Origin of the sequence: Ruegeria sp. 6PALISEP08, assembly GCF_001238295.1 — a bacterium.
In the GTDB taxonomy this organism is placed as follows: domain Bacteria; phylum Pseudomonadota; class Alphaproteobacteria; order Rhodobacterales; family Rhodobacteraceae; genus Ruegeria.
Window position 1 is genome coordinate 1 of the sequence record NZ_LGXZ01000017.1, and the last position, 24172, is coordinate 24172.

General features: G+C 54.7%; 19 protein-coding genes and 1 pseudogene. 9 read left to right on the forward strand and 11 right to left on the reverse strand.

Going from position 1 to position 24172, the window contains the following annotated elements; genetic code table 11:
* Positions 1-723, forward strand: a 723-nt coding sequence (locus ALB80_RS19345; RefSeq protein ID WP_157054272.1) for an FkbM family methyltransferase, incomplete at its 5' end; no start/stop codon positions are given.
* Positions 724-925: 202 nt separating this feature from the next.
* The gene (locus ALB80_RS19350; protein WP_157054273.1) at positions 926-1759 is read left to right on the forward strand and encodes a hypothetical protein; all 834 of its coding nucleotides are present in this window, start codon (positions 926-928) and stop codon (positions 1757-1759) included.
* 254 nt (positions 1760-2013) lie between these two features.
* Here ALB80_RS19350 and ALB80_RS19355 read toward each other — a convergent pair.
* Positions 2014-2821 (reverse strand): annotated as a pseudogene (locus ALB80_RS19355) (YbhN family protein).
* An 843-nt stretch (positions 2822-3664) separates the two neighbouring features.
* On the opposite strand from ALB80_RS19355, the gene ALB80_RS19360 reads away from it, so the two are divergent.
* Positions 3665-5128, forward strand: a complete 1464-nt coding sequence (locus ALB80_RS19360; RefSeq protein ID WP_050605752.1) for a glycosyltransferase family 39 protein — start codon at positions 3665-3667, stop codon at positions 5126-5128.
* 32 nt (positions 5129-5160) lie between these two features.
* On the opposite strand, the gene ALB80_RS19365 is transcribed toward ALB80_RS19360, so the two are convergent.
* The 3 genes from ALB80_RS19365 to ALB80_RS19375 are packed head-to-tail and all read right to left on the reverse strand — an operon-like array spanning position 5161 to position 9967.
* Positions 5161-6159 (reverse strand): glycosyltransferase family 2 protein, encoded by a 999-nt coding sequence (locus tag ALB80_RS19365; RefSeq protein ID WP_050605819.1) that lies wholly within the window; start codon positions 6157-6159, stop codon positions 5161-5163.
* A 37-nt stretch (positions 6160-6196) separates the two neighbouring features.
* On the reverse strand, positions 6197-7948 hold the full coding sequence (locus ALB80_RS19370) for a glycosyltransferase family 39 protein (protein WP_050605753.1): 1752 nt from the start codon (positions 7946-7948) through the stop codon (positions 6197-6199).
* A 21-nt stretch (positions 7949-7969) separates the two neighbouring features.
* Positions 7970-9967 carry an acyltransferase family protein gene (locus ALB80_RS19375; RefSeq protein ID WP_050605754.1) on the reverse strand — a complete coding sequence of 666 codons (1998 nt, stop codon included), beginning with the start codon at positions 9965-9967 and terminating at the stop codon, positions 7970-7972.
* Positions 9968-10165: 198 nt separating this feature from the next.
* Here ALB80_RS19375 and ALB80_RS19380 point away from each other — a divergent pair, with 198 nt between their 5' ends.
* The gene (locus ALB80_RS19380) at positions 10166-10597 is read left to right on the forward strand and encodes a transposase (RefSeq protein WP_157054274.1); all 432 of its coding nucleotides are present in this window, start codon (positions 10166-10168) and stop codon (positions 10595-10597) included.
* Between the two features lie 12 nt (positions 10598-10609).
* Here ALB80_RS19380 and ALB80_RS19385 read toward each other — a convergent pair whose 3' ends face one another.
* Together ALB80_RS19385 and ALB80_RS19390 are read right to left on the reverse strand one after the other, a co-directional pair.
* The gene (locus tag ALB80_RS19385) at positions 10610-11014 is read right to left on the reverse strand and encodes a GtrA family protein (RefSeq protein WP_050605755.1); all 405 of its coding nucleotides are present in this window, start codon (positions 11012-11014) and stop codon (positions 10610-10612) included.
* A 121-nt stretch (positions 11015-11135) separates the two neighbouring features.
* Positions 11136-12410 carry a right-handed parallel beta-helix repeat-containing protein gene (locus ALB80_RS19390; protein ID WP_083445379.1) on the reverse strand — a complete coding sequence of 425 codons (1275 nt, stop codon included), beginning with the start codon at positions 12408-12410 and terminating at the stop codon, positions 11136-11138.
* A gap of 459 nt (positions 12411-12869) precedes the next feature.
* On the opposite strand from ALB80_RS19390, the gene ALB80_RS19395 reads away from it, so the two are divergent.
* From ALB80_RS19395 to ALB80_RS19405, 3 genes are all read left to right on the forward strand, one after another.
* Entirely contained in the window at positions 12870-14918 is a 2049-nt protein-coding gene (locus tag ALB80_RS19395) for a right-handed parallel beta-helix repeat-containing protein (protein ID WP_050605757.1), read from the forward strand.
* A gap of 166 nt (positions 14919-15084) precedes the next feature.
* Entirely contained in the window at positions 15085-15876 is a 792-nt protein-coding gene (locus ALB80_RS19400) for a sulfotransferase family 2 domain-containing protein (protein WP_050605758.1), read from the forward strand.
* A 32-nt stretch (positions 15877-15908) separates the two neighbouring features.
* Positions 15909-16805: a hypothetical protein gene (locus ALB80_RS19405; protein ID WP_050605759.1), complete on the forward strand. Its 897-nt coding sequence runs from the start codon at positions 15909-15911 to the stop codon at positions 16803-16805.
* Positions 16806-16817: 12 nt separating this feature from the next.
* Here the strand turns inward: ALB80_RS19405 and ALB80_RS19410 are convergent, their stop codons facing one another.
* Complete coding sequence (locus tag ALB80_RS19410; protein WP_157054275.1) at positions 16818-17699, reverse strand: capsular polysaccharide synthesis protein; 882 nt, start codon at positions 17697-17699, stop codon at positions 16818-16820.
* Positions 17700-17996: 297 nt separating this feature from the next.
* Here ALB80_RS19410 and ALB80_RS19415 point away from each other — a divergent pair, with 297 nt between their 5' ends.
* Both ALB80_RS19415 and ALB80_RS19420 read left to right on the forward strand, forming a co-directional pair.
* Complete coding sequence (locus ALB80_RS19415; RefSeq protein WP_050605761.1) at positions 17997-19316, forward strand: hypothetical protein; 1320 nt, start codon at positions 17997-17999, stop codon at positions 19314-19316.
* A gap of 247 nt (positions 19317-19563) precedes the next feature.
* Complete coding sequence (locus ALB80_RS19420) at positions 19564-20445, forward strand: sulfotransferase domain-containing protein (RefSeq protein ID WP_172677924.1); 882 nt, start codon at positions 19564-19566, stop codon at positions 20443-20445.
* Here the strand turns inward: ALB80_RS19420 and ALB80_RS19425 are convergent.
* Genes ALB80_RS19425 through ALB80_RS19440 form a run of 4 tightly spaced genes read right to left on the reverse strand, consistent with a single transcriptional unit; the run spans position 20437 to position 24146 of the window.
* Positions 20437-21117, reverse strand: coding sequence for a polysaccharide deacetylase family protein (locus ALB80_RS19425; RefSeq protein ID WP_050605763.1), 681 nt, complete (start codon positions 21115-21117; stop codon positions 20437-20439). The genes ALB80_RS19420 and ALB80_RS19425 overlap by 9 nt on opposite strands.
* Position 21118: 1 nt before the next feature.
* Positions 21119-22141 carry a peptidoglycan bridge formation glycyltransferase FemA/FemB family protein gene (locus tag ALB80_RS19430; RefSeq protein WP_050605764.1) on the reverse strand — a complete coding sequence of 341 codons (1023 nt, stop codon included), beginning with the start codon at positions 22139-22141 and terminating at the stop codon, positions 21119-21121.
* Positions 22141-23085, reverse strand: coding sequence for a sulfotransferase (locus tag ALB80_RS19435; protein ID WP_050605765.1), 945 nt, complete (start codon positions 23083-23085; stop codon positions 22141-22143). The genes ALB80_RS19430 and ALB80_RS19435 overlap by 1 nt, the downstream gene beginning before the upstream one ends.
* Positions 23082-24146 (reverse strand): glycosyltransferase family 2 protein, encoded by a 1065-nt coding sequence (locus tag ALB80_RS19440; protein WP_050605766.1) that lies wholly within the window; start codon positions 24144-24146, stop codon positions 23082-23084. The genes ALB80_RS19435 and ALB80_RS19440 overlap by 4 nt, the downstream gene beginning before the upstream one ends.
* Between the last annotated feature and the right edge of the window lie 26 nt (positions 24147-24172).

Here is a 24172-nt window from a genome sequence, read left to right on the forward strand (position 1 = left end):
GTGATGCAAATCCTCGGGCGAAACGGACATGATGTTGCGACGTCCTGTTTCGTGGATATCGGCGCAAATATCGGATCCCACTCGATCCACGCAGCGCGACGCGGCTTTGACCGAATTATTGCCTTCGAACCAGATCCGCAGAACTTTCGTATTTTGCGCGCGAACACAGTCCTGAATGACGTAGAGCACAAAATAACCTGCCACCAGATGGCTGTGTCGAACCAGAACGGTACGATGCAGATGGAACTTTCCCCGTCAAATTTCGGGGATCACCGTTTGCGCGTCTCTGACGATATAGCCGCAAACCTGCATGACGAAGAAAACTGGGCTCTTCAGGAGGTGCCGGTGCGCACCTTTGATAGCTTGGTACAGGACGGCCTGTTGCCTGAAGGCGGACCAGATTTGATTTGGGTCGATACGCAGGGGCATGAAGGTCATGTGCTGAGCTACGCAGAGAGTCTGACCAAAATGCGCTGCCCGGTTGTACTGGAGTTTTGGCCCTACGGCCTTGAGCGTTCAGGAGGCTATAAGATGCTGCGGGAAGCTCTCGCGTCACGCGACGACGTGCAGATCATCGATCTTGGAACCTCCAGTCCAGAGAGTTTGAGCTATCGGTCTCTTGATGAGCTTGATCAGATGTATGACGCTTTGAGGCAGGGTGAATCCAAAGCCGGATCTCCGCATACTGACCTTTTGCTTATACCAATCCGCACAGCGTCTTAATGCTGCTGCTCTTCCGCAATTACGGATGCCGTTTGTGAAACTACGTCAAGCCCTGTCTCGTCTCATATGCCCTTCCGAGATCCCACCTGCGCCTGTCCCGACGTCGACGCTAATGACTGCCGCACAGCACGCCGACCTTGCCGGGCGCCAGGATCGTTTGCTTCTGGCCACTGGGCAGGTTGCTGCGCGTCAGGTCCAGGCGATGGATCGGCTTGGTTGTCTCGCGAACGCGGAATTCCGCATCTATTCTCAGTTTGGTGAAGATGGAATTATTGAGTGGCTTATTTCGCACCTCCCAAACATTCCACGTGTCTTTGTAGAGTTTGGTGTTGAAGACTATGCTGAAGCAAACACACGTTTCCTGGTGCGTCACCGGGGATGGCGTGGCCTTGTGATGGACGGGTCAGCTGCGAATATTGCGCATGTTCGTGCCGATCCAATCCACGTTCTGAACGACATAACGCCGGTTGAAGCCTTTGTTACAGCCGAGAACATTGACGCTCTTCTGGTTGACCATGGTCTGACAGGCGAAATCGGCATTCTCAGTGTAGATATAGACGGCAACGACTACTGGGTTCTGGATGCAATAAAATCCGTATCTCCGGCGATACTCATTGTCGAATACAATGCGATCTTTGGTGATCTGCATGATCTGACAATCCCTTACGATCCAAGTTTTGAACGTTTCTCAGGGCATTTTTCAGGCCAGTATTATGGTGCATCTTTAGGTGCATTCAAAAAGCTGGCAGCTGCCAAAGGATATCAATTTGTCGGAACCAATTCGGCGGGCGTGAATGCATTTTTTATCCGTGATAACCTCGCCCTACATATCAAAACTGCGCTTGATACATGTCGCGCATGGCCATCCCGGCACCGAGACTCCCGTGATGAAACTTCAGGTATGTCATTTGTCCGCGGAACCAAGCGTGCCGACCTTATTCTGGATACCCCCGTGATTGATCTACTCTCAGGGCAGACACGGTTGCTGAGCGACTTAGGCCCGCTTTACAGTGACCAATGGCTGCGTGAAATGTAGAAAAAGTAGGTGACTCCGGCTGAGTGCGGAATAGGTGTTGAGCGCGGACCGGGGGTCTGGAGTTGCACTCAGGCTTCGTTTGCGAACTCTGAGATTGTTCAAAGGTATCGCAACGAATTCGACCTGCGGTGATCGCATTTGGCTTGCTCCTTTGAAGGGGTGAGCAAACCCTACTTTAAACCGAGGGGCGCTTTTGGGAGCAAGTCAAACCGCTTCATCTTCAAATGCGGGATGTGGCGTCTTTAAATGGCCTGTCACCCGGGCTGCTGATCTTTTGTTGCGGCCCAGCTTTCCTGCGCCGCCGGGTCGATCCGGTTGGTGATGAAGAGAAAGACCGCGCCGATCCCGCCGACCGTAAACATGACGGCCTGCCAGACCAGACCGGCAGCGACGATCGCCGCCGCGTCAGCCCCGAACGGGAAAAGCATTGATGCCAGTACCCCCTCGCGCATACCCAGCCCGTTCAGTGTGACTGGCAGAACGGCGATGATCTTGGCCAGCGGCCGTGCGAACAGCCAGGGCCCGACATCGGTACCAATGCCTGCCGCCTTGCCCAGCCACCAGGACATGAGCACCAGCGCGGTTTGAATGGTGACAGATGACAGGAAGACCACCAAAAGCCGTTTGGGCTGCCGCGAAATGGATGAGAAATGCCCAGCGAGTTTTTCTGCGAAAGATCGCCCGAGAAGGCTAGGGAAGATCCGCCAGACCAGATCCACCAGCTTTGACAACATGACGAGACAGATGAAAACCAGCGCCAGCGATAAGCCTGTCAGCAAAAGCAATTGCCGCTCCCCCGACCGGCCCGACGCATATACGATGCCAATGGCGGAAATGGTCAACAGCGGCCACACTTACGATTCTGGGGGCGTCTCCGATCGAGCGGTATGCCACAGCGGCCCGGACCGCGTCGCCTCCAATTGCACCGGGCAGGCACAGGTTGGCGGCCAGCCCGGCAAAATGCGCCCGAATGGCTGTCGATACAGGCAACCCGCCATCCAGCAGATACCGCCATTTCAGCGCCGCACCGACATAGTGCCATGATGAACAGGCCAACCACAATGAAGAAAGTTGACAGATAGACAGATCGGAAGGCGGTCAGGACCTGTTCATCGGAAAGCAGCCAGAAAAGCAAGAACAGGGCAACTAAGGATCCGCCGACCCGTAAAAGCCAGTTGCGATACTTCGGTGACAGAGGCTGCAAACTTACACCCCACCACCCCAATCGAGCGTGCCTTCTGCTGTCAGTTGTATCAATTCACTTTCTTGTTCAGATGCATCTGGCAGATCGTTTGAACAATTTGAAACGTATCCCGGCAGAATGAGCGTGGGTTGAGCGGTTTGTCACCAACGGCAATCGTGCTTTTTAACGGGCTGTGGTTCTGAAACATCATGAGATTAAGGAAAAACCGCTAACGCCCTGAAATTCATCCTGTAGACAGAGGGAAAATTGACATGTAATGCATGCTTTCCAAATCCATGTGCTTGATGGTGGCCCGCAGAACCTTCAACACATCGCCTGTTTTGAGTTGATTGTTGCTTTTTGATCAACAATCCTGAAGGGGTTCAATTCATGCCTTGCTTTATATGCGGTGGATGGGCTGTTCCTCTCCGACATGTTTCTACCTTAGGCTTGGATGGCTTTACACAGGCAGATCCGGTGGAAAGAGGTTGGGATGACCTCTGCAGATCGCTCGACAATCATGCCCTGGCCGTCGGAAATGTCCGTGACAGGATGACATTTTCCAGATGAAATGCGACGGCATCCGCTCTTTGTGCCAATGTGCCTGATGAGGGATATTCGGGAGAATTTGGCGGCGGGTTCCGCCTGCCCGGAATATGGGAATAAGATTGTTTTTTTTGCTTGATACCTGAAGTGATCAAGAGTTTGACCGGAGAAGCCCCATGACCCAACCGTCTGCAGTGCTTGGCCGCAATGATCTGGCAATACTTTTGCTCATCCTTCTCCTTGCCGCAGTTCTCAGAAGCGCAGGGCTGAATGCGCCCTTGTGGTATGACGAGATCCGGACCGTCGATACGCATGTCAGCCTTCCGTGGAATGAGATGATGCGCGAATATTCGATGAACCATCATTATTTTTTCAGCATGAAGGCAAAGCTGGTTTCCCAGATCTTCGGAGATCAGGCCTGGGCATATCGGTTTCCGGCCGTTCTGTTTGGTGTTGGTCTTGTCGGGGTAATCTGGTGGCTGGCCAAGGAGGTTGCAGACAGCACGATTGCGCATGTTTCTGCCTTGCTGGTGGCCCTGTCCTATCATCAGGTCTGGTTCTCTCAAAACGCGCGCGGGTATACCGAGCTTGCGTTCTGGAGCACGCTTGGCTTCATTTTCTTTCTGCGGGGGATGCGCCAGCCGGCGACCGGGACCTGGGTTGCCTTCGGCTTTACTGCCGCTGCCGCTGTTTTCACCCATCTGACCGGTGCGTTTTTCTTTGTCGCTCTGGGAATTATCTGGCTGCTTTGCCTGGCGACCGGGTTCGGCCGGGGTACTCTTACTCGCGAATGGGTACTGCACCCGCTGATGGGTGTTGCGGTCGCGCTGGTTTTGATCTTGCTCGCATATCTGCCGATTTTGCCAAGTATCGCGAGCACCGTGAGCGAGGTTTCGGCAACATCCGCAGTAGACCCCATGCAGGAATATCAGAACCCGCTTTGGGCAATTGTCGAGGGCCTGCGGACTGCGGTTGGAAATACTGGTCCGCTGATGCTGTTCATCGCCATCGGCGGGCTGGCGGTCATCGTATTTGGTGCAGTGGGGGCGCATGCGACGCAACCGTTGTTTTTCCCGTCTATCGCCATGCATATCGCCGTGACGCTGGCCCTTCTTCTGTCGCTTGAAATGCGGATCTGGCCGAGGTTCTTTTTCGTCGATATCGGCCTCATCCTTATTCTGGCCGTTGTGGGGTGTCGGTACGGTGCTGATGTGGTGGCACGGTGGCTCCGTCAGCCCCGGTTCGGACAGCCGCTCTTTGCGCTGGGTATTCTGGCGATGATTGTGGTGTCCGTGTTTCTGGTGCAGCGAAACTATTCTGCTCCGAAACAAAACCTGGCCGGGGCTTTTGCGCTTGTGGAAGAAACCCGCAGCCCGTCAGAACGCATATATGCGATCAACCCGGGCGGCCCCCTTTTCGAAAGTCACTTCAACGCCGACTGGGGAACCATCGGGGATGTGCACGACTATTCCGAAGCGATGGCACAGCCAGGTCCCGCCATGCTGGTTGTTCTGTTCCCAGACCGGATGTTCCGCGCCATTCCTGATCTGAAACGTGATGCTGAAGGGCAATTGGAACGCGTGCATGAGTTCGCCGGAACACTGGGGGACGGGCAGGTTCTTGTCTATCGGCGCAGATGAACTGCACGCGGATTTGCAGCGCGGCTGAGGGATCAGGGTGAATGACTGTCTTGGGGTTCAAGCCCCAGGCTGCTTTCGACAATATAAAGCGGCCGCTTCTGAGCTTCTGAGTAAAGCCGTCCCAGATATTCCCCGATCACGCCCAGCACGACAAGCTGCAGGCCGCCGATCAACAATACTGCAACCATCAATGAGGCATAGCCGGGCACATCCGCCCCATAAACAAGGGTGCGTGAGATCAGGAAAATACCGTAGATAATCGCGGCCAATGCAGTCAGCATGCCGATATAGCCTGCAATTCTGAGCGGTACGGTGCTGAAACCGGTAATACCATCCAGTGCAAAGTTCCAAAGGCGCCAATAGTTGAACTTGGTCTTTCCCGCCGCACGCTCGGGACGGTCATATGCAACTTCGGTGTGTCGAAATCCGACCCAGGCAAAAAGCCCTTTCATGAATCTGTTTTGTTCGCGCAGCTGAACGATGGCCCGAACCACACGTTGATCCATAAGGCGGAAATCACCGGTATCGGCCGGAATTGGCACACCTGAAAGACGGTTGATGACCTTGTAGAACCTGATCGCAGACCAGCGTTTCATCGCGGTATCGGTGTCGCGGTGACGCCGGACGGCATAGACGACATCATATCCTTCGCGCCATTTTTCCAGGAAGGTTTCAATCAGTTCGGGGGGATCCTGCAAATCCGCGTCTATGGGAACAACAGCCTGACCCGAGGCAAAATCAAGTCCCGCAGTCAGGGCAACCTCTTTGCCGAAATTGCGCGAAAAGTTCAGCACCTTGATGCGATTATCGCGCTTATGCGCCTCGGCCAGAAGCCCGGTGGTTGCATCCGTGCTGCCGTCATTAACGCAGATGATTTCATAGCTTTCGCCGAGATTTTCAAGGAAGCTGCACAGACGATCGAACAGGAACGGCAGGACATCTGCTTCGTTGAACATCGGCACAACGATACTGAGCGTCGGCGTCTCTGCCTGGGGCAAGGGGGGGCGGGTGTTCACGTTCTGCGACGCCATGACGAAAGCCTTTTCCTGTCTGGTCCGGCACAGATGATCATGGTTTTGCCCGGGGCTCAAAGAGTTCTGCATGGGCCCGTAGCTTTTCGAATTCCAGTGTTTTCTCATAACCACTCAGCGCCTCGCGTCGCGCATCGGTGATGACGGGCATTTCCTCATGGGGCCATGTAATCAGCCAGACGCGGGCTTCGGGATTGTTCCGCAAGGCGGCTTCATGGTCTGAAACAATGAAATTTGCTTCGTTGATGTAGTAAAACAGGGGCGTATCGATCCAATCCAGATCCCTTAAAAAAACCAGATCATCGGGCAGCATTTCAGGCAGCATGGCTTGTGCAATGCCCTGGTAATTGTTGGGAGAGCCGGGTTTTTGGGTGGCGTAGGGAATACTGGCGACGAAGACCAGCACGCAAAGGCCTGTCAGGGTCAGTCGGAGAAAGCTGTTCTGAAACAGCCAGACTGCACCCGCTGCGCAGAGGATCAGCAGGTAGGGTACAAAGATCAGAAAAGCCCGCGGAGCCAGAATGGATACCGCATAGGAGGCCACAAACAGGATCAGTGGAGCAACAACAGCAAGCAGCCACAAAAGCAGTGTCCGTTCCTGGGGGTAGTGCAGGGTATCCGATGGCAGACGGGGGATAAGGGCACCCCAGAGCCCGCCCAGAACGGGAATGAGTAGCGCCAGAACAGGCAGGATGGACATCATCATCAAGGCCTCGGTTCGGCGGTGGGCGATTGAGGCCAGCCAGACCATGAAACAGGCTGAACAAAAGGCGGCGAGACCCAACACCCATGCAGGGATTTTAGGGTCCGGGGTATAGATCGGCGCTTCGCGTTTTGGGGCTTTCAGGCTGGCTGCCAGCAACACTAGGGCAAAGGCTAGAAGAAGCCAGGTCCAAATCGATCCGAGCTGTAGCGACGGAATGGTGAATTCATCTTTCGCAAACAGAAACCCGAAGGAGAAATACTCGCTCAGAAAGTCCGGTGAGGGGTCTGCAGCCGCGCCCTTGCGCGCACGATATACAGCATGGGTCAAGGCTGGGGCGGACAGGATGAAAGCCAGAGCCTGCACCTGAAACAGCCGGGGCGCCTGTCTCAGGCCGATCCGATGTAGAAGCGGCCCGGATGTCACATCTGTTCTGGGCAGAACCAGCGCTGCCCAGAACAGATGGATCAGGATCAGGGGCCAGAACAACTCGACCGTCAGAACCCCGGCCAGGACCGCTGCGATATAGGCAATTTCGATCCAGGGTCGTGGTCTGGGTGTTCTGAACAGACGCAACAACAGCCAGGTTGCCAGAAGGGACAGGAAGGCTCCGGCGACATACATGCGGGCCATCTGGCTCCAGAAGACGTGAAAGCCGTGAAGTGACAGCAGCAGTGCGGAAAGGCAGCCGATGGTCGATCCGAATACACTGCGGGCGATCAGAAAGATCAGCGGGATCGACCCCAGGGTAAACAGAACTCCTGGAACCCGCAGCGCGAAATGCGAGGTTCCGAATGTCTTGGTCCAGCCCAGCATGGCCATATACCACCCCATGGGGTGCGGTTCGTCGTGAAAATGCCACCAGAGCGTTTCGGCAAAGCCATGTCGCGGCGGTGGTTCGGAAATACCGGGAACAAGATTTATGCCGGGTACGTAGATTTCGGGGTGGGACAAGCTGCGCGGTTCGATCCCCCAAAGCCGCAATATGACGGCAAGTACAAGGGCGATGCCAAGGGCGCACAGAACGGCCTGAGTGCGGTACTCGCGCCGGATGAAGAGAATATGTTCGTTATCTGATGACGTCATGGGGCCAAGTTTTTTGCATTGCTACATGTCAGCTGCGGGTGGCAGGCCGAAGATATCTTGTAAAAGCACTTTGGCTTCGGACCGCAATAAGTGAGCACCTTGCACGCTGAGGTGATCCCCGTTTCGGAAGACCGGTTCATTGTCTTTGAACAAGGGACAGATGTCCGTGTTGCAAAGAGATAAGAAGAATGTTCGATAAACCACGTTGGGATGCGTTTCTGCCACCTGTACAAGAAGAGGTTCGTATATTGCCCTTTGGACCGCGTAGCTTTCGGCATGCATGCCGATCTCTTCATGTTGATCGTGAGCTTGGAAAAGCAGTGAGCGCAGGTGGGTTTTCAAGTCAAGATCATCACTGCTGGGTACGTCATCCAGCAGAATGAACCGACGCTTTGGGAAGGCCTCCGCCAGCCTGCCAATCCCTGTAAGTAAAGCTTCGCGGTTTGTTTGCCCATTCCAGTCGGTTTGCCCGGCATCGAACCAGATGTCACCGCTATGGCGGTAGGTTGCGCCGGTTATCTGATGCTCCCAGAACGCGGTGATGATGACTGTGTCGATCTCGGGCTTGTCTGCAAGAAAGCTCATGAAAGCTTCTGTCTGGGCGGCATATGACGGATCGCCCTTTTTCTGGATTCGGGGCAGAGGGCGAAACCCGGCCTGGGTGTATTGATAGCCACTCAGCCCGACGGATTGCGCGGCTGTAAAGATCGCCGGGCTGAAAGCATCGGCATGGCTATCTCCGACAAGAACAAAACTGGGGGTGACGTCAGGGGCGCCACGCAGGCAGATATCTCCTGCTTTTGCACGCTCTGGTGTGATGAAATGACAGTTACGTTGATCGTGCAGGAATCGGTCTTCCTGCAACAGTCTTGTAATGTCGGACGGCATCCGTGCAGGTAGCCCGCTGGTGACAACCAGACCGCCGCCAATCCCGGCAATAAGAACTGCGGATACGCTGCCGAAGGTAAAGATCTGCCGTCGGCCGAAACCCGGGCTTTTCCGGAAAGGGGCTTCGACATAGCGCCACGACAAAGTGGCGAGAAGAAAGGACAGAAGGATACATCCCAGAATCTCTGAAAATGTCAGAGGGTCGACCGAGACATAAATAGCAAAGACCAGAACCGGCCAGTGCCACAGGTAGAGCGAATAGGAAATCTTTCCGATGAAGACCATTGGCGGTATGGATAGCAGCCGGGTTGCGACGGTCTTTCTGTAGGCGCCAGTCAGAATGAGAATGGCCGTGCCAAGGCACGGTGGTACTGCCGACAGCCCCGGAAAAATGGTTTCCGGACCATAGGTCGCCACCGGCCAGACGATTAAAGCCATGGCCAGCAGAACCAGCCAGAAGGTCAGGTTGGGCCGTGTTTCAATGACTTTCCCCCATCCCTGTGCGACGCAGATCGCGGTCATGGCCCCCAGCAGCAATTCCCATGCGCGGGCCTGGGGCAGATAGAAGGCGCCAGGGGGGTTGCGTTGAACCATCCAGATTGACACGATCAGCGAAACGGCTGCAGCGGCGACAAGCCAGCCCAGAACGGCTGAGGGGCGGAACATTCTGAACAGCAGGGCCAGTATTGGTGGAAACAGAATATAATACTGCTCTTCCACCGCCAGAGACCAAGTATGCAGCATTGGTTTCAGATGCGCTGCTTCGGTGAAATAGTCTGTTTCAAAATAAAAATAGAGGTTTGACAGGAAAATATTCGCGGCAAACATGCTTTTTCCGAAATCAGCCAGGTGGTCTGGCAGAAACAGCAAAACGGCAAGCACCGTTGAAACCAGCATGACTACAAACAGTGCTGGCAGAATACGCCGGACCCGGCGTTCATAGAAGTTCATGATTGAAAAGCGGCCGGTCTGCAGATCCGTCCAGAGAATTGTCGTGATTAGAAAACCGGAGATGACAAAGAAGATATCGACACCGACAAACCCACCTGGAAAGCCAAGCCCGGTGTGAAACAGCACAACAGAGCAAACGGCAACAGTCCGGAGGCCGTCAATATCCGGGCGATATTTCATCTACGTCCCCCCTTTGAATGCATATTCTGTGTTAGAATGAAATATAATTGCAAATACTTATGTGTGGTTGTGTCAGGTTATCATCATGCGCAGAATGCGTGCCTGTATACTTAAAAATGATATGAATGATAGAAGATGAAACTTCTGTCAAAACCAATTTGACCCGCCAGCGTGACTGGTCACAGCGTGGAGAAAGGCTTGTCATGGACGTCCCTTCGGATCATGGGGACGCAGACCTTTATTGCAGGCCTGAGTGTGAATGCCTTGATCGCACCATGGGCTATCAAAGGTGCGATGGACGGAGAGGCCTTTGCCGCTTACGTCGAACAAGTTCTGGTCTCTGAATTGGCGCCGGGAACAGTTGTCATCCTCGAGAACCTCACCACGCACAAGAACGTTGCTGTTTCCAAAGCCATGCGAGATGCGGGCTGTTGGTTCCTCTTTTTGCCACCATACAGCCCCGACCTGAACCCGATTGAGATGGCGTTCTCGAAGCTCAAGGCGCACCTGCGACGGGTCGGGGCACGCACCTTCACGGACATGTTCGATGCCCTCTCGGAAATCTGCGATCTCTTCTCACCCGAAGAGTGCCGGAACTACTTTCAGGCCGCCGGATATGTCTCAGGTTAAAACTCGGTCGCTCTAGTTCGTTTTGCGAAACACCCAGAGCGTCGAAATCACATAGTTAGTAACAAATGAGGCGCCGATCGCAACCAACAGGATAAACCAGAAAGGCAGGGCAGTCACATATCCCAGTCCTGCCACTACTGCGAGACGGGTCACCAAAGATGACAGGACCGCCAGAAGGTATTTCCCATATCCCAGGAGCGAGATTGTGCTTTTGTCGGTGTGTTCATAGCTAAAGATATTATGTCCGCAGTAATTGACTGCCGACCCTAGGACAAAGCCGCAGGTCGAGGCGAAGACATATGATGCGGAAAAGGCAAGGACGAGCAGCAGTGCCAGCAGATAATCCGCAATCGTCCCGACAACGCTGATACTCAGAAACCTGAAGAACAGGTGCTTGTCTTTGAGATTTGAGATCATGGCTTTGGCGCCTCGGGCTAATCACTGGCGGAAGAGAGAGGATAAAATCGGCTTAGGTTCAACGGGTTTTTGATGGACAGAATAAGGACAGCGCGACCGCAGGGTTCCGGTCGGATACTGCCTATCGTCGGGTTGGATAGCTTTTTACCAATGATGAGCCAGCATTGAGGCGTTCGATCTCGCTGTCTGGGCGCACACCATATTCATGAAATCCGTTTGCAGGCCCGGTCGCATAATAAATGAACTCGCGATCGTAGTATCCCTGTGCTGAAGGGGACTGATCCTGAACAATAGCGTTATTGAGGACAACCCAGTCGCGCTGGTTTTCGAACCCCTTGATGCCGCTGACGACGTTCTGTTCGATGACGACATGGCGTGAGGACGCAATGTTGATACGCGGAATAGTGATGCCTCCGTCCTTGCTGCGCCGCACCCGAATGATTGAGTTCTTGCGGATCGACAGGTTGTCGGTACCGTCCACCGAGATGCCGTGAACATGCGCATTATAGATGACGTTGTTCTCGATCAGGACATTCTGGTGGCGCAATTGGGGGTCGTTCATGTTCTTGCCGCTGCTGCCAATGAATATGGTCTGAGTGTAATCCCCGCGACCGATATCGAAGACATTGTCGCGGATGACGATGTCAGAGCTACGCAGGCCGGAACTGCGCATGATCTGAATCATGTCCCGGTGATCGCGGTTCGGGACGCCCCGGAAGTTGTGCAGGCGATTGCCTTCGACCAAAAGGCCTGCGATGCCGCCAAATCCCATACCGTCTGACCGGATGTCGTATATTTCATTGCCTCTCAATGTAATGTCTGTGCCGTGGCCACCGGTCACGGCTTTCCACCACTTCCTGAAAGTGTTGTTCAGAATATTGACCGAGGAGCTGCCCTTGAAGCGCAGACCGCGCCCGTGCCCGACGCCGGAATTGTGGTCCCCGTCGAAAACAGAGTTGGCGATTGTTATCCTGTGGCTGTCTTTGATGCTGAACGGGTTGATCGAATCCTTGTCCCCTGGAGAGTAGACGTAGTCGAAGGCCAGCCCATCGAGCGTGACATTGCCAGCTTTGTTCAAGCGCAGCTCGGTGAAGCAGGCGGGCGATCCGGGAGCGGCTGACCGGATCGTGACAGGTTTGGGGAAAGATTTTTTGATTTTCAAAGAGCCGTAATTGCCGCCGTCCAGAACGAGTGTTTCACCGCCCTTCGCTTTTTTGATTGCAGCAGACAGTTCTGAAGGGGTGCGGATGCTCTGGCCGTTGGCTGCTTTGGCCACATTCGTTGTGATCTTTGGGTTCGTACAGGCCGAGGCCGCAGATAGCGATGCTGGGAGGGACAGCAGAATCAGGCAGGCGCAAGCCAGTACTCCGACAGAGGTGTATATGTGTCGCTGCATAAGAAGGGACCCGCTTTAATCGCTACTACTATGCGAAAAGGCTACGAGTGCGGATGAGTCGTGTCCACAACCGTGTATGAGCGGTGCTTGGGGTGTTTTGGCAGGCAAATTGCACCGGGTGACGTAAGGGTACCGGGCAATTCACCGCCGACGCCAGTTGGTGATACGCGAGGACACGCCTGAAAAAAGGCTTTTCTGTGACCATTGTTGCGACTTGAGAATCAATTCGTAAAACCTGATGTCACCGCCAAGGGAAGAGGAACAATTCCCGGTATCGAGTACTCGAGTTCACTCGGAAATGACAGCAATTGGGCAATATTGTCCCAATACAGGCAACAGTTTCCAAACATAGCCATATTCTGGCCCCTCTGTCGCCTTCGTGCGGCTGTTCCTTCTGTCCTGGGTGTGCGGGATCTCGTGCGCTGCCACTCACAGCGCCTATGAAACAGAAGGTGAAATATGTCGACGACAATCACGGTAACCTCTGCAGCGGAACTGAACCAGGCTCTGTCTCAGGCGAAAGGTGGGGAAACAATACTGCTTGCGGCAGGTGATTACGGGACTTTGAATCTGGATGGGAAATCAGGTTTCAACATCAACTACGCATCGAACGTAACGATCAAATCGGCAGACCCCAATGCGCCTGCCACAATCTCAGAGATGACGCTGGATGGCGCATCGAACATAACCTTCGAAAACATTACGTTCGATTACACGTTCAACGGTGAATCAACGAGCTATAAACCGTTTGAAGTCAAAAACAGCGCAAACATCACGATCAAGGATTCAATCTTTGATGGTGATCTGGCCCGGGGTGTTTCTGCCATTGACGATGGTTATGGAACGGGGAAAGCCCTGGCGGTGCGGGACAGCTCGGATATCGTTATCGACAACAATGAATTCTATGACTGGTGGAAGGGGCTGAGTGTCGGCGCCAGCACCAACGTCACTGTCTCGGGTAATGATGTGCATTCGCTCCGTTCTGATGGGATGTCGTTTGGCGGGAACCAAAACCTTCTGATCGAGAACAACTACCTTCACGATTTCCGCGCTTCGCCCAATTCCGCGGACCACCGGGACATGATCCAGTTTTCAAAGGGGCTTGGACCCAGTGACAGTGTGATCATCCGGGACAACGTGTTCGACATGGGGACGGGAACACACGCTCAGACGATTTTTATGGGCAACGGTAAAACCGATCCCAACGATCCTGCCATGTTCTACACGAACATTCTGATCGAAGATAACGTAATCTACAACGCCCACACTCATGGGATCACGGTTACCGGTGCCAAGGACCTGACGATCTCGCACAACACTATTCTGGCCGTGGACCGGGCTAAGACAGGTGGGATCACGATTCCGAAAATCAACGTAAGCTCGACCTCGCAGGACGTTACAATTGACGGGAATGTCGTTTCCGGTGTTGCCGGGCATAACGGTCAATCGGACTGGACGGTCATTGACAATGTCTATGTTCAAAACACGGACCCGAGCGCGCCTAACCACTACGACAACATGTTTGTCTATTATGCGACTGCGGCACAGGACGGGTACAATCAATACGGTGTTATTCCGGGCAGTGCAGTTGATACGATGAATGCCGGTTCGGATCTCGCGATGCAATTTCCTATGTCTTACGATGCATGGGTTGGTAGCACAGGGGTCAGCGCGCCACCCGCGTCGATCAATCCCGGCCCGGCGCCAACGCAGCCGGATAACAGCACACCTCCGACCCAGCCGGACAGCGGCACGCCTCCGACCCAGCCGGACACGGGAACAGAGCAGCCGGATAGCGGCACGCCTCCGACCCAGCCGGATACGGGAACAGGGCAGCCAGACAGCAGTACGCCTCCGACCCAGCCAGATACTGGCGGCACGGGGACTGCACAGGGGCAGGTGATAGTCGATGATTATGCACTCGATATCGCTGGCTTGCCCGGCAACGGCCAAGCAGAATTTATAGGGGATGCCTCAGTTGTGGACACGGCCTCTGGCTCTGCCATTCATTTTGACGGCAAGGGTGATGCGGTAAAACTCGGTCGCCTGCAGGAGTTCGAGTCTTCGGACCAACTGGCATTTACCGTCGAGTTTACCAGAGATGAGGCGGATGGCAGCGATCAGCGCCTGGTCTGGAACAAAGGCCGCGTGGGTCTGACCTTGGAGGATGACGGGCTGGTTGCGCATGTTCAGAACAATGATGCCAAGTTCAGCAAAGGGTTCAAGGTCGATAATATCGGTCTCAACGACACCGATACGCACCAGATTACAGTCTTGGTCGATGAAACGGCGGATCGTCTTCAGGTTCTGGTCGACGATGTGCTGGTCCTTGAAGAAACCTCGGTGGATTTCGACTTTTCCGATGCGCATGGCGGCAGACAATGGGGTTGGAACCTCGGATCAACCCGCAAGGATCACGTAGACGGTGAAATCAGCCATTTTGCCGTTGATGACGACGTCACCTTCGTTGACTCGTCAGCTACACAGGGCGATTGGTTGGGGGGGTAATCCAACACCGCGTCACAGGCGCGCATGGAACAAATGAAAAAGCATTTTGGCCGGGTGTAAACTTGCACCTGGCCAAAATAGCATTGAAGGATAGCTCCATCGTAGGTGTGCGCATCTGATGCAATGGATACAGGCGATGCTGAAAGTTATGGGTTTTTTTTGAGTTATGATTTTATCTGATAATCACCGCTTCGTATTCATTCATATACCCAAATGCGCCGGCACGTCGGTGCGCAATGCGGTTCTGCCCTTTCATGATGCAGATGTAAGATTTCTGAAAGAGGTCGAACGTCACCCGGAACTGGGTGAGATAGATTACCGCCATCTGCCCCTTGCGCTTTTGCACGATCTCGATCCCGAGGCCTTCCGGAAGCTGCAGGATTATGACAGCTACGCTTTGCTGCGTGATCCGTTCCGGCGTTTCCAGTCTGCGATGTCGCAACGGGCCAAGATGTATCTGGGCAAGGAGTTTGCGCAACTTGATGATGATGAACTGCGCGGAGAAACCCAAAAGGTCATTGCGTACCTGCGTTCCGGTCCTGAGGTGGTTGCCTCTGATTACATTCACTTCTCGCGGCAATCCGATTTTATCAGGTTCAATGGTGAGCGGCTGGTGCAGCACCTCTATCCGGTTGAACGGCTTGATTTGCTCGTTCAGGCGCTTTCCCGGCAGATCGGCACGGACATGCTGGAAATCGGGCACGCAAACAAGACAACTGTATTTCGTCATCCGGCTCTGAAACGCGCCACATATAAAGGCAGTGCGCTGGCCCGGCGATTATTGCCTGCCCCAGTGCATGAAACCTTGCGCGTCTCTGCCCGGCGCGTGTTGATGAAGCCGGGGAGCATCCAGCCGCATCCCGTTTTCTGTGAACCCGATGTGCAGAACTTTGTCCGGGAATATTACGCTGCCGATATTGCGTTATATCAGGAGGTTCTGGCAGATGTGGCCGCGTGATTTGAGGTTCGGGTGAAAAGTGGAGTGAGCGGGTGCGACCGATACAGGAATGGCGCATACATTTTGGGGCGCATAAGACGGCGACGACGCATCTGCAGGACACATTGCTCGCGCATCGGGATCAGCTGGCGAAAAAAGGCATAGATTACGTTCCCAGAGAGGTATTCGGACCTCTGCAACGACGCTATTCCAACCCAAATCACTGGCGGCGGCGGTTCTGGTCTGCACCGCTGGCCTATCAGTTCCGGCGTTATGTCGATGCGTTGCGCAATGGTGCTGAAACGGTCTTGTTGTCGGATGAGGATTTGCTTGGATATTCCGACGATCTGCTTGCACCCGGTCTCTATCCGTCATTTCGGGGAGAGCATCTTGTGAATGCGCTGTCAGGTGGGGGAACGGTCAAACTTTTTCTCGGTATCCGGGCTTATGACAAGCTGCTGCCATCAGCTTATGCTCAGATGCTCAAGACTTTTGCGCCCAGACCGGAATGGGCTTTGCGGATCGGTGACGCAGTTCTTGATGCGCCGCCCAGTTGGCCCGACCTCATCGGACGGCTTTTGACCGCTTTTCCCAACGCCAGCCTTCAGGTCTGGAAACACGAAGATTATCGGGTGTGCTGGCAGGAGATTTTGACGGAATTCGCGGGTCGGGATGTCGGGATCTTTCCGGACTTGCCCCCGCCGGAACGCACGACCTCGCCATCACATGAGGCGATCCGCAGAGCGGAAGATCTGGACAGGTCCTTATCGGTTCAGGAGCGGCGAGCCTGCGTCAAACGTATTTACTACGAAGAATTGCCCGCCGGACCAGACCGGTCTCGGTTTCACCCATACCGGCCCGAGACCGTCGCCGCCTTACAGCAGAAATATGCGCAAGACCTGCAACGGATCGAACGTGAATATCCTGGGATGCTGTTCCAGGCGCCCTGAGCCGCGAAAAGGTCAAACGGCCTTTGGGCGTTTCAGGGGTTCGGTTTCGTCAACATGCAGCAGGGATTTTGCAATTGCCAGTTTCTGCTTATCCCATTGCCAGCGCAATTTTTGTACCGGTGCTGCGCCATTATCCAGAATGCGGGCTATTCTGGCGGTGTCGCGGTTGCGAATGACACAGTCATGGACCAGATGCGGCCCCAAACACCCGATTTTGGGAACTTGACGCCAGGCGCGGCGGAATGGGCGGCGCATGTAGATCAGCAGCTCAAAGAGTGTCTGGCACCAGAAATAGAGATGGGGTTTCTGACGTTTTTCCCAGTAGCGGACGCTGTAGTTGTACCAGTCCACCATGATCGGGCTGCCGGGTTCCGCGGCCAGGAACCAGGTTGCAACCTCGCGGGTATATCCGGGCCAGGTGAACCACCGGGTTTCCGGGGTCCAGAAGAACGCGAAGAACCCCCGTTGCCCGACAATCGGCAGCCATTCGTCCAGCGGTTTGATGCAAAAGGCCGTCGCGTCTGCCCAGACGCCGCCATGGTCTTTCAGCAGTTTGAAGCGCAGGATGTTGGAATAGGATTGAATCGACATTTCCGGCGACAAGGGAGGCAGATCGACGAAATCCTTGACCGTATTCCGATCGAGAACACGTATCGTCCAGCCCGGGTTTTTGGCCTGCCAGGACGCGATGCACATTTTCACGACTTCCGGGGCCTCGTCGATACCTTTGTCCCAGAACATCCAGATGTTGCGCGGAATTGTCCGCGGGACTGCGGCTTCAAAGCCATCCGGTTGCGCTTTTCCGATTTTCCGAGTGACCTTGCGCACCAGGCTGCGGAGCTTCTTAACTTTAACCAGAGATACAAAAAACAAAATCCAAGGGTTTCTCGCCAATTTAGTCGCTCCTATGGTCACCCGCAGGTGTTTTAGCTGCCAATTCGATGTGGCACCAGACGTCTGTCAAAAAGTGAAATACCATTCGCTGACACTGTTGCTTCGTGGATGTAAAATGGAAACAGAGCGGCGATTTGACGACCATTGTCCTGAACATGTTCCAACGCAAGCGGTGCGATTCAGTTCTGCGTTGCGACCGGGACAATGGTGTCGGTATACTATTTTGCGGGTGTCTGGTGCGCATCGGATATCTGAGCGAAACCGAAACGAGCAGCTCATAAAGGAAGTGGATGCGTTTTGGTAACGCAGGCTGATATACAGCATAGGTCGCGGAAAGGGCATGGTGCCAACAGCGCCAAGCCTTCGCTCTACCTTGTGCCAGCGCTTATCCTTGGCTTTATCCTGCCCTATTATTTTGATGTGGCCGGGCTGAGGTTGGGTGGCTATCGAATTGTATTAATTATATTTTTCTTGCCGGCTATCGTTCGTTGGCTTGACGGGAGTGATCGGGTTCGTGCGATCGATATTCTGATGGTCTGCTTCGCGCTGTGGGGTGGTTTGGCCATTTTCGTCAATCACGGATTTTCCCAGTGGCAGTTTATTGGCATCCGGATCATTGAGACGCTATCGCCTTACTTCATCGCGCGCTGGGTTATTAGGGATGCGGATGCGTTTCGGTTCCTGGCCCTTTGGCTTTTCATTTCTGTCTTGGTGATGCTGCCATTCAGTATTCATCAGAACTATACGAACCGATCTATATTACTGGATTTTTTCAGCAATTTTGGTGACGTGTATCGCACAGTACAACATGCGCCGAGATTGGGTTTGTATCGTGCACAAGGATCTTTGCCGCACCCAATCCTTTACGGACTGTTCTGTAGCCCGGTTTTTGCACTGACATGGTACGTTCTCGGATACGACAAGAGTTTCTTTTACAAACTCCCAAGGGTCGGCCTTGTTACCTTAGCCGTCTTTTCATCACTGTCTTCGGGGGCATGGCTGTCAGTGGCAGTGCAGTTCGCATTGATGATGTGGTCGACAGTTCTGGCTTCGGTGAAAAAGAAATGGAATCTGTTGCTTTACATGTTCGCGGGTTTGTATGTGTTTATCGAAGTTTTTTCGAACCGGTCCCCGGCTCAGATGTTTGCAGCATATTTGACGCTGAAACCGTCTACGGCCTGGAATCGGATTCATATCTTCAATAACGTCACCGACGACATCATGCGCAACCCTGTGTTCGGCATCGGTCTGAAGGATTGGACGCGACCGCGGTGGATGCTCTCGAGTGTGGACAACTTCTGGCTGGTTCTTGCGATGCGCAACGGCATCCTGGGTTTTTTGCTGTTGCTTATTCCCGTTATTTTGATTTTCCGCGATGTAGGCCGGGCACCTCTGACGGGAAAGTTGGCAAGTTATCGGTTGGGGTATCTTTTTTCACTGGCCGGTATATGTATCGCGGCCATCTCAGTTCACCTGTGGGACGCGATCTTCTGTTTGCTGATGTTCATGCTGGGGGCGGGCATCTGGTTCATCGACGCCAGTGACGAAGATGATGCGGAGAAATCAGAGCCTATATCCGGGCGCGCGCGGCGGATCAGGTATACTCGGTTTGAATGAAATGCTGTAGGTGTTCCGACGATATCATTGATGCCTTCGTAATGGCGATCAGGGTGCGGAAAATTGATTTGTTTTTGGTGCAGTCAGAGTAAATGGTAGAGGAATTTCGATTGAAACAGCTCTCAAGAGATTTAGAGACTTATCTCTTCAATACCTCCGGGCAAACGGGACCTGCCCGGGACGGCACCGATGTCGGTGCGATGAGATGAGGGAAGCCAGCCAGATGACGGTTCAGGACAATAAGGTGATGACAGATGCTGGCCTGGGGCATAAACCGAAACGGTCGCGACTGCGTAAGAAAATTACTCAGGTTCCTATTTCTTTCCGAAAAAATTACGGGCTGCTGAAGAACCCGGAATTCTGGCAGATGCTTCCCTTGCTTTTTATTTGCAGGTTCAGCGACCGAGACTTTGCCAAAAGCCGGACCAAGATCTTTGTCGGAACGCATCACAAGGCTATGACCACCTATTTTAAGGCGGTGCTCAAGCTGATGGCCCTTGGGTTGGGGGTGCGGTTCGAAGATATTTCCAAAGGAGCACCAAGGCCGGAAACCCGTGTTTTCCTGTCGCCGCACAGCCGGACGCCGCTGGCCGAGATCGGACCGTATCGGGGTATACATATTATGCGCGATCCGCGCGACATGATCGTATCTTCCTATCACTACCATCTGTGGACCAACGAACTTTGGGTCCATGTGCCGGACGAGACCGGAAAAACCTATCAGGAAAAGCTGCAGGCTGCCGGAAAGATCGAAGGGCTGTTCATGGAGATCCGTCACTTCATATATTTCAGTCGCGAGAATCTTGAGAACTGGGATCTGTCCGACCCGGATATCCTCGAGCTGCAGTATGGTGATCTGATGGGCCCCCGCCGGGATGAGATCTATGCGGAAATCTTCACCTTCCTTGGGATGACTGGCAGGGTGCATGAACTGGGTGTCCGGCTGATGCGCCTGTTCGAGGCCGGTAAGCGCAGCAAGATTTCTGCGACAAAACCAAATGAGCGCGCACATATCCGCAGCGGTCGCAGCGGTCAGTGGAAAGATGAGCTGGAGCCCGAACATATCGCCTATATCGAGCAGGAGCTCGGGCATATTCTGGACAAGTTTGGGTATACCCGATCAGGTTAACGGTAAAAGCCGCTTTTTTGTCATTCCAAGCATACGGCGCAACTGTTTTGCCGGTGGCATTCGGCTGGCCAGAATGTCGTCGAACTGAGCCGAGTTCATATCTCCGCGTAGGGATGTACGGGCACGCAGGAAGCTCTTGTTGTTCATTTGCCCTGTATCGCTTGAGAACGCGACCGTATATCCGTTGCGTCGTAGCGCGCGCAGGACACGGGCGTTGTACAGGCCAAAGGGGATGCCCACCTCGGTAATCGGAAGGCCGCAGATGTCCTGCAGTACGCTGCGGGATTGTCCGAGTTCCCTATTGAGTGCATCCCGGTCCAGCCCGGTCCAGCCGACATGTGCAATGCCGTGGCTACCGACGCGCATCCCGGCATCCAGCAGGGCCGAAATGTGATCGCGCCCCAACGATCCGGGCTGGTCCAGCCGTCCAGTCAGAACAAAGAAACGCGCGGACAAGCCCCGTTCGACCAGAGCTGGAAGCGCGATGTCATAATCCGACAGGTTGCCATCATCAAAGGTCAGAACAAAGGCCTGCGGATCATGGGCTGCAGCGACACGGTCAAGAATTTCCGTAAATTGCGCCTCGGACAACCAGTAGGGGGCCTCTCCCTCTTCGAGGTCGCGGGCCGGAGATCCAATGCCGTGAAAATTGAGACCGATCCGACGTGCCATTTCAGCGCTTCAGCCTCCCGTGCAGAGCTTCGGCCAGACCGATCAGGTTTGCCATGGGGTCTGCCGGCCAGGCTTCGAAGGGGCCTGCGGCCGTGGTATCTGTACCGCCGGTGCGCAATTTGAAACGGGTGACGCTGGGGTTTGCGTCCTGATCTATTCCGCCCAGGTCAAAGCACCTGATCCTGTGTTCCCGGCAATGCAGTATGGCCTGCCACATCAGATAGTGCCCGGCATTGAGCTTGCGCCCCGCTTCCGAAGTTGCCCCGAACAGATAGACAGCGTTTGTGCCAGTGCGTCCGATGGTCATTGTGCCGATATCGGCACCGTCCTTGAGCGCAATCAGAACATCGTGTTCGAAATCCGGCCCCGCGAGCGGATAGTAGAATTCCGGTGGAATGTCGGGCTGGAAGCCCTTGGCGGCCTGCACCTGTTCGAAGAGCTTGTGAAATCGCCCCGACAACTCTGCAATCGGACCGGTTTCAAGCTCCATTCCCGTCTTGAGTGCATTGCGCAGTGGGTTGCGCCATTTGCCGTGCAGGGTGCGCATCAGGGTATCGTCGTCCTGATCGGGATCAATCAGGACCGTCCGATATGAGCTTGCCTGCTCGGTGGGCACAAAACCGGCACCTGTTATCGCGTCGTCGGTGGGGGTGGCCATGATCGGAAAGCGCAGGCGCAGGACATGACCGCTGTCATGTACGTGCCGACGCAGATCCGAGAGGATTGCGCGGACCATGGCTGCATCGGGGGTACCCCGCCCCTTGGGGTGGATCAATGGCCCGGCCGCAATCCAGGCGATACCGCGGCTCAGAACCGGAACCCGTTTGATCCTGAGACATGCCGCAGCCACCGGTGCGCCCTGCGCATCATGCAGGCTGAGAAATTCGGCGGTTGCCCCTATGCGTCTGGCGGCGGCCTGCGCATAGGTCAGGCTTTGCTCATAGGTGAGGTCTTCGAACCTGCTGCTAAGGCTGGGCCAGTCTTCCGCCGCAACCCGGCGCACAGAGAGGGTGCCATCAACCATCAGATCACTGCAGTTTCCGCATGGGGCGTCAGCATCCGGTCCAGATCGGCCTCTTCCTCTGCTTCAAGCGGTTTGGAGGCCCGCAGCGTAAACTGTTCAGGAACTGAGACCCCGGGGCGTGATTTGGCCGGTACACCGCGCTGTTCTAGAAACGCTGCAACGCTGGCCAAGATGCGTTTCGGGTCGGCGCAAAGCGCTTCATATTCGACCCTGAAATGCCTGTCAGCCCCGATATGGGCGCAATCGCGTTCAATATCATTGGCAACGCCGACAACCTGTCGGCAGGCGTGTTCGATATCGGTATCGCCACCTGCATTTGAGGGGCGGACAGACCACCATTCCTCATGGTCCCGCTCTGGCCCCTTGTTCCTCCTTTGGGCCCGGATGATGGATCTGGCAGTGTCTTTGGCATCGCGCCGGATCTCGATGAAAAGACAGCCTGGAAACATCGCATCCAGCAATCGCACGCGGTTGGAATGCATCACGTTCTTGTTGATGAACGGGGCATCTGACAAGGCCGACATGCCCGCCAGCGTCGCTTGGATTTCCGCAATAGGTAGGGAAGCAAGGTGTTGCTCATCCACCCAAGGGCCATCCTCGAGCCATCGCTGCCAGATCCAGCCGCCTTCATTCGGGGCAGCCCATCCCGAAATATGACCATAGTCGCTTTGGTAGGCGGGCGTGTGGTCCGAGATCAGTTTCCCTCCGATCCGGGTCGCGGCCAGAGGGGTTTTGTAGAACCGGTGCGCAAGGTTGGAAAAAAAGGCAAAATCGAAGCCGGTTGTCATAAGCTCGTAAAACAGAGACGTACCGGATCGGGGGGCGCCCAGAATGAAGATATGCGGCCACCGCGCGACGGGCTGCTGCGCAAGCATCCGGCGTTCAAGTGGGGTGAGAACGGTGTGGACAATACCGCGCAATACAGGTTTCGCCAGGCTCTTCATGCCAGCATGTCCGGGGCGGGTTGCGGCGGCACCTGCCCATGCGGAGGCCTGATCAGGGCCCCCAGCAGAAACGCAAATCGCGCTCGCCAGGCCCGGGCACCTTCGTGCCGGGGCTTTATCAGGCTTATCGGCAGGAACCAGACGCCCCGCAACAGATCACCGATTGTCATGAGCCCGGTTCCCAGCCATGCGATCAGTGGACCACGTGAGAAGCGCAGAAACAGAATATGCCCCTTGGCGATCTCGACGGATTTCCAGGGCGAGGTTTGTCCGGTGGAAACTGCGCCGTAATGCAGAAGCCGGATGTCCGGGTTGTAGCACACTTTCAGACCGGCCTGACGGACCCGCCAGCACCATTCGGATTCCTCGCTATACATGAAAAAACGGTCATTCATGACGCCAACGGTGTTGATGACCGTTTTTGGGACCATCATGAAACACCCGGCGACGACATCTACATCCTGTACGGTATCACGAGCGCGCGAGGCATAGCGCTGATCCCCGAAAAGACGGGTTTCGCGGATGATGCGGTTTGGTATCAGGATGTTCCAGAAAAGGCTGCTCAGGGAAACCTGACGGAACAGGGTGGGCTGTTGTGCGCCGTTTTCAAGTGAGACATGCCCACCAAGGATGCCAATGTCTGGATTGTTTTCCAGGTATGAGACAGCGCGCTCAAGCGTTCCGTCATAAACCTGCGCATCCGGGTTGAGGATCAGCAGATAGCGCCCTCGCGCCTGTCGGATGCCGATATTGTTGCCCCAAGCGTAGCCACCATTTTGTCCTGCGGCCAGGATTGTCGCTGCGGGAAAAGCCGCCCGCAAGGCTGTGACGCTGTCGTCGCTTGAATCGTTGTCGACGACAATGACTTCGAGTTTCAGATTTCCCCGATGATCCAGCGCTGACTGGACCGCCTTGGAGGTCACATCGCGGGTGTTGTAGTTCACGATTATGACGCTCAGATCCAGTTCCGGAAGAACGGATGTCGTATCGGAAACGGATGAACCCGGCCTCTGATCGTTTTGCGCGTGTTCCATCCTGTCCGGTTCTTTGGCTATGTACATCGAATGATCTGTCACTGTTTACTAGT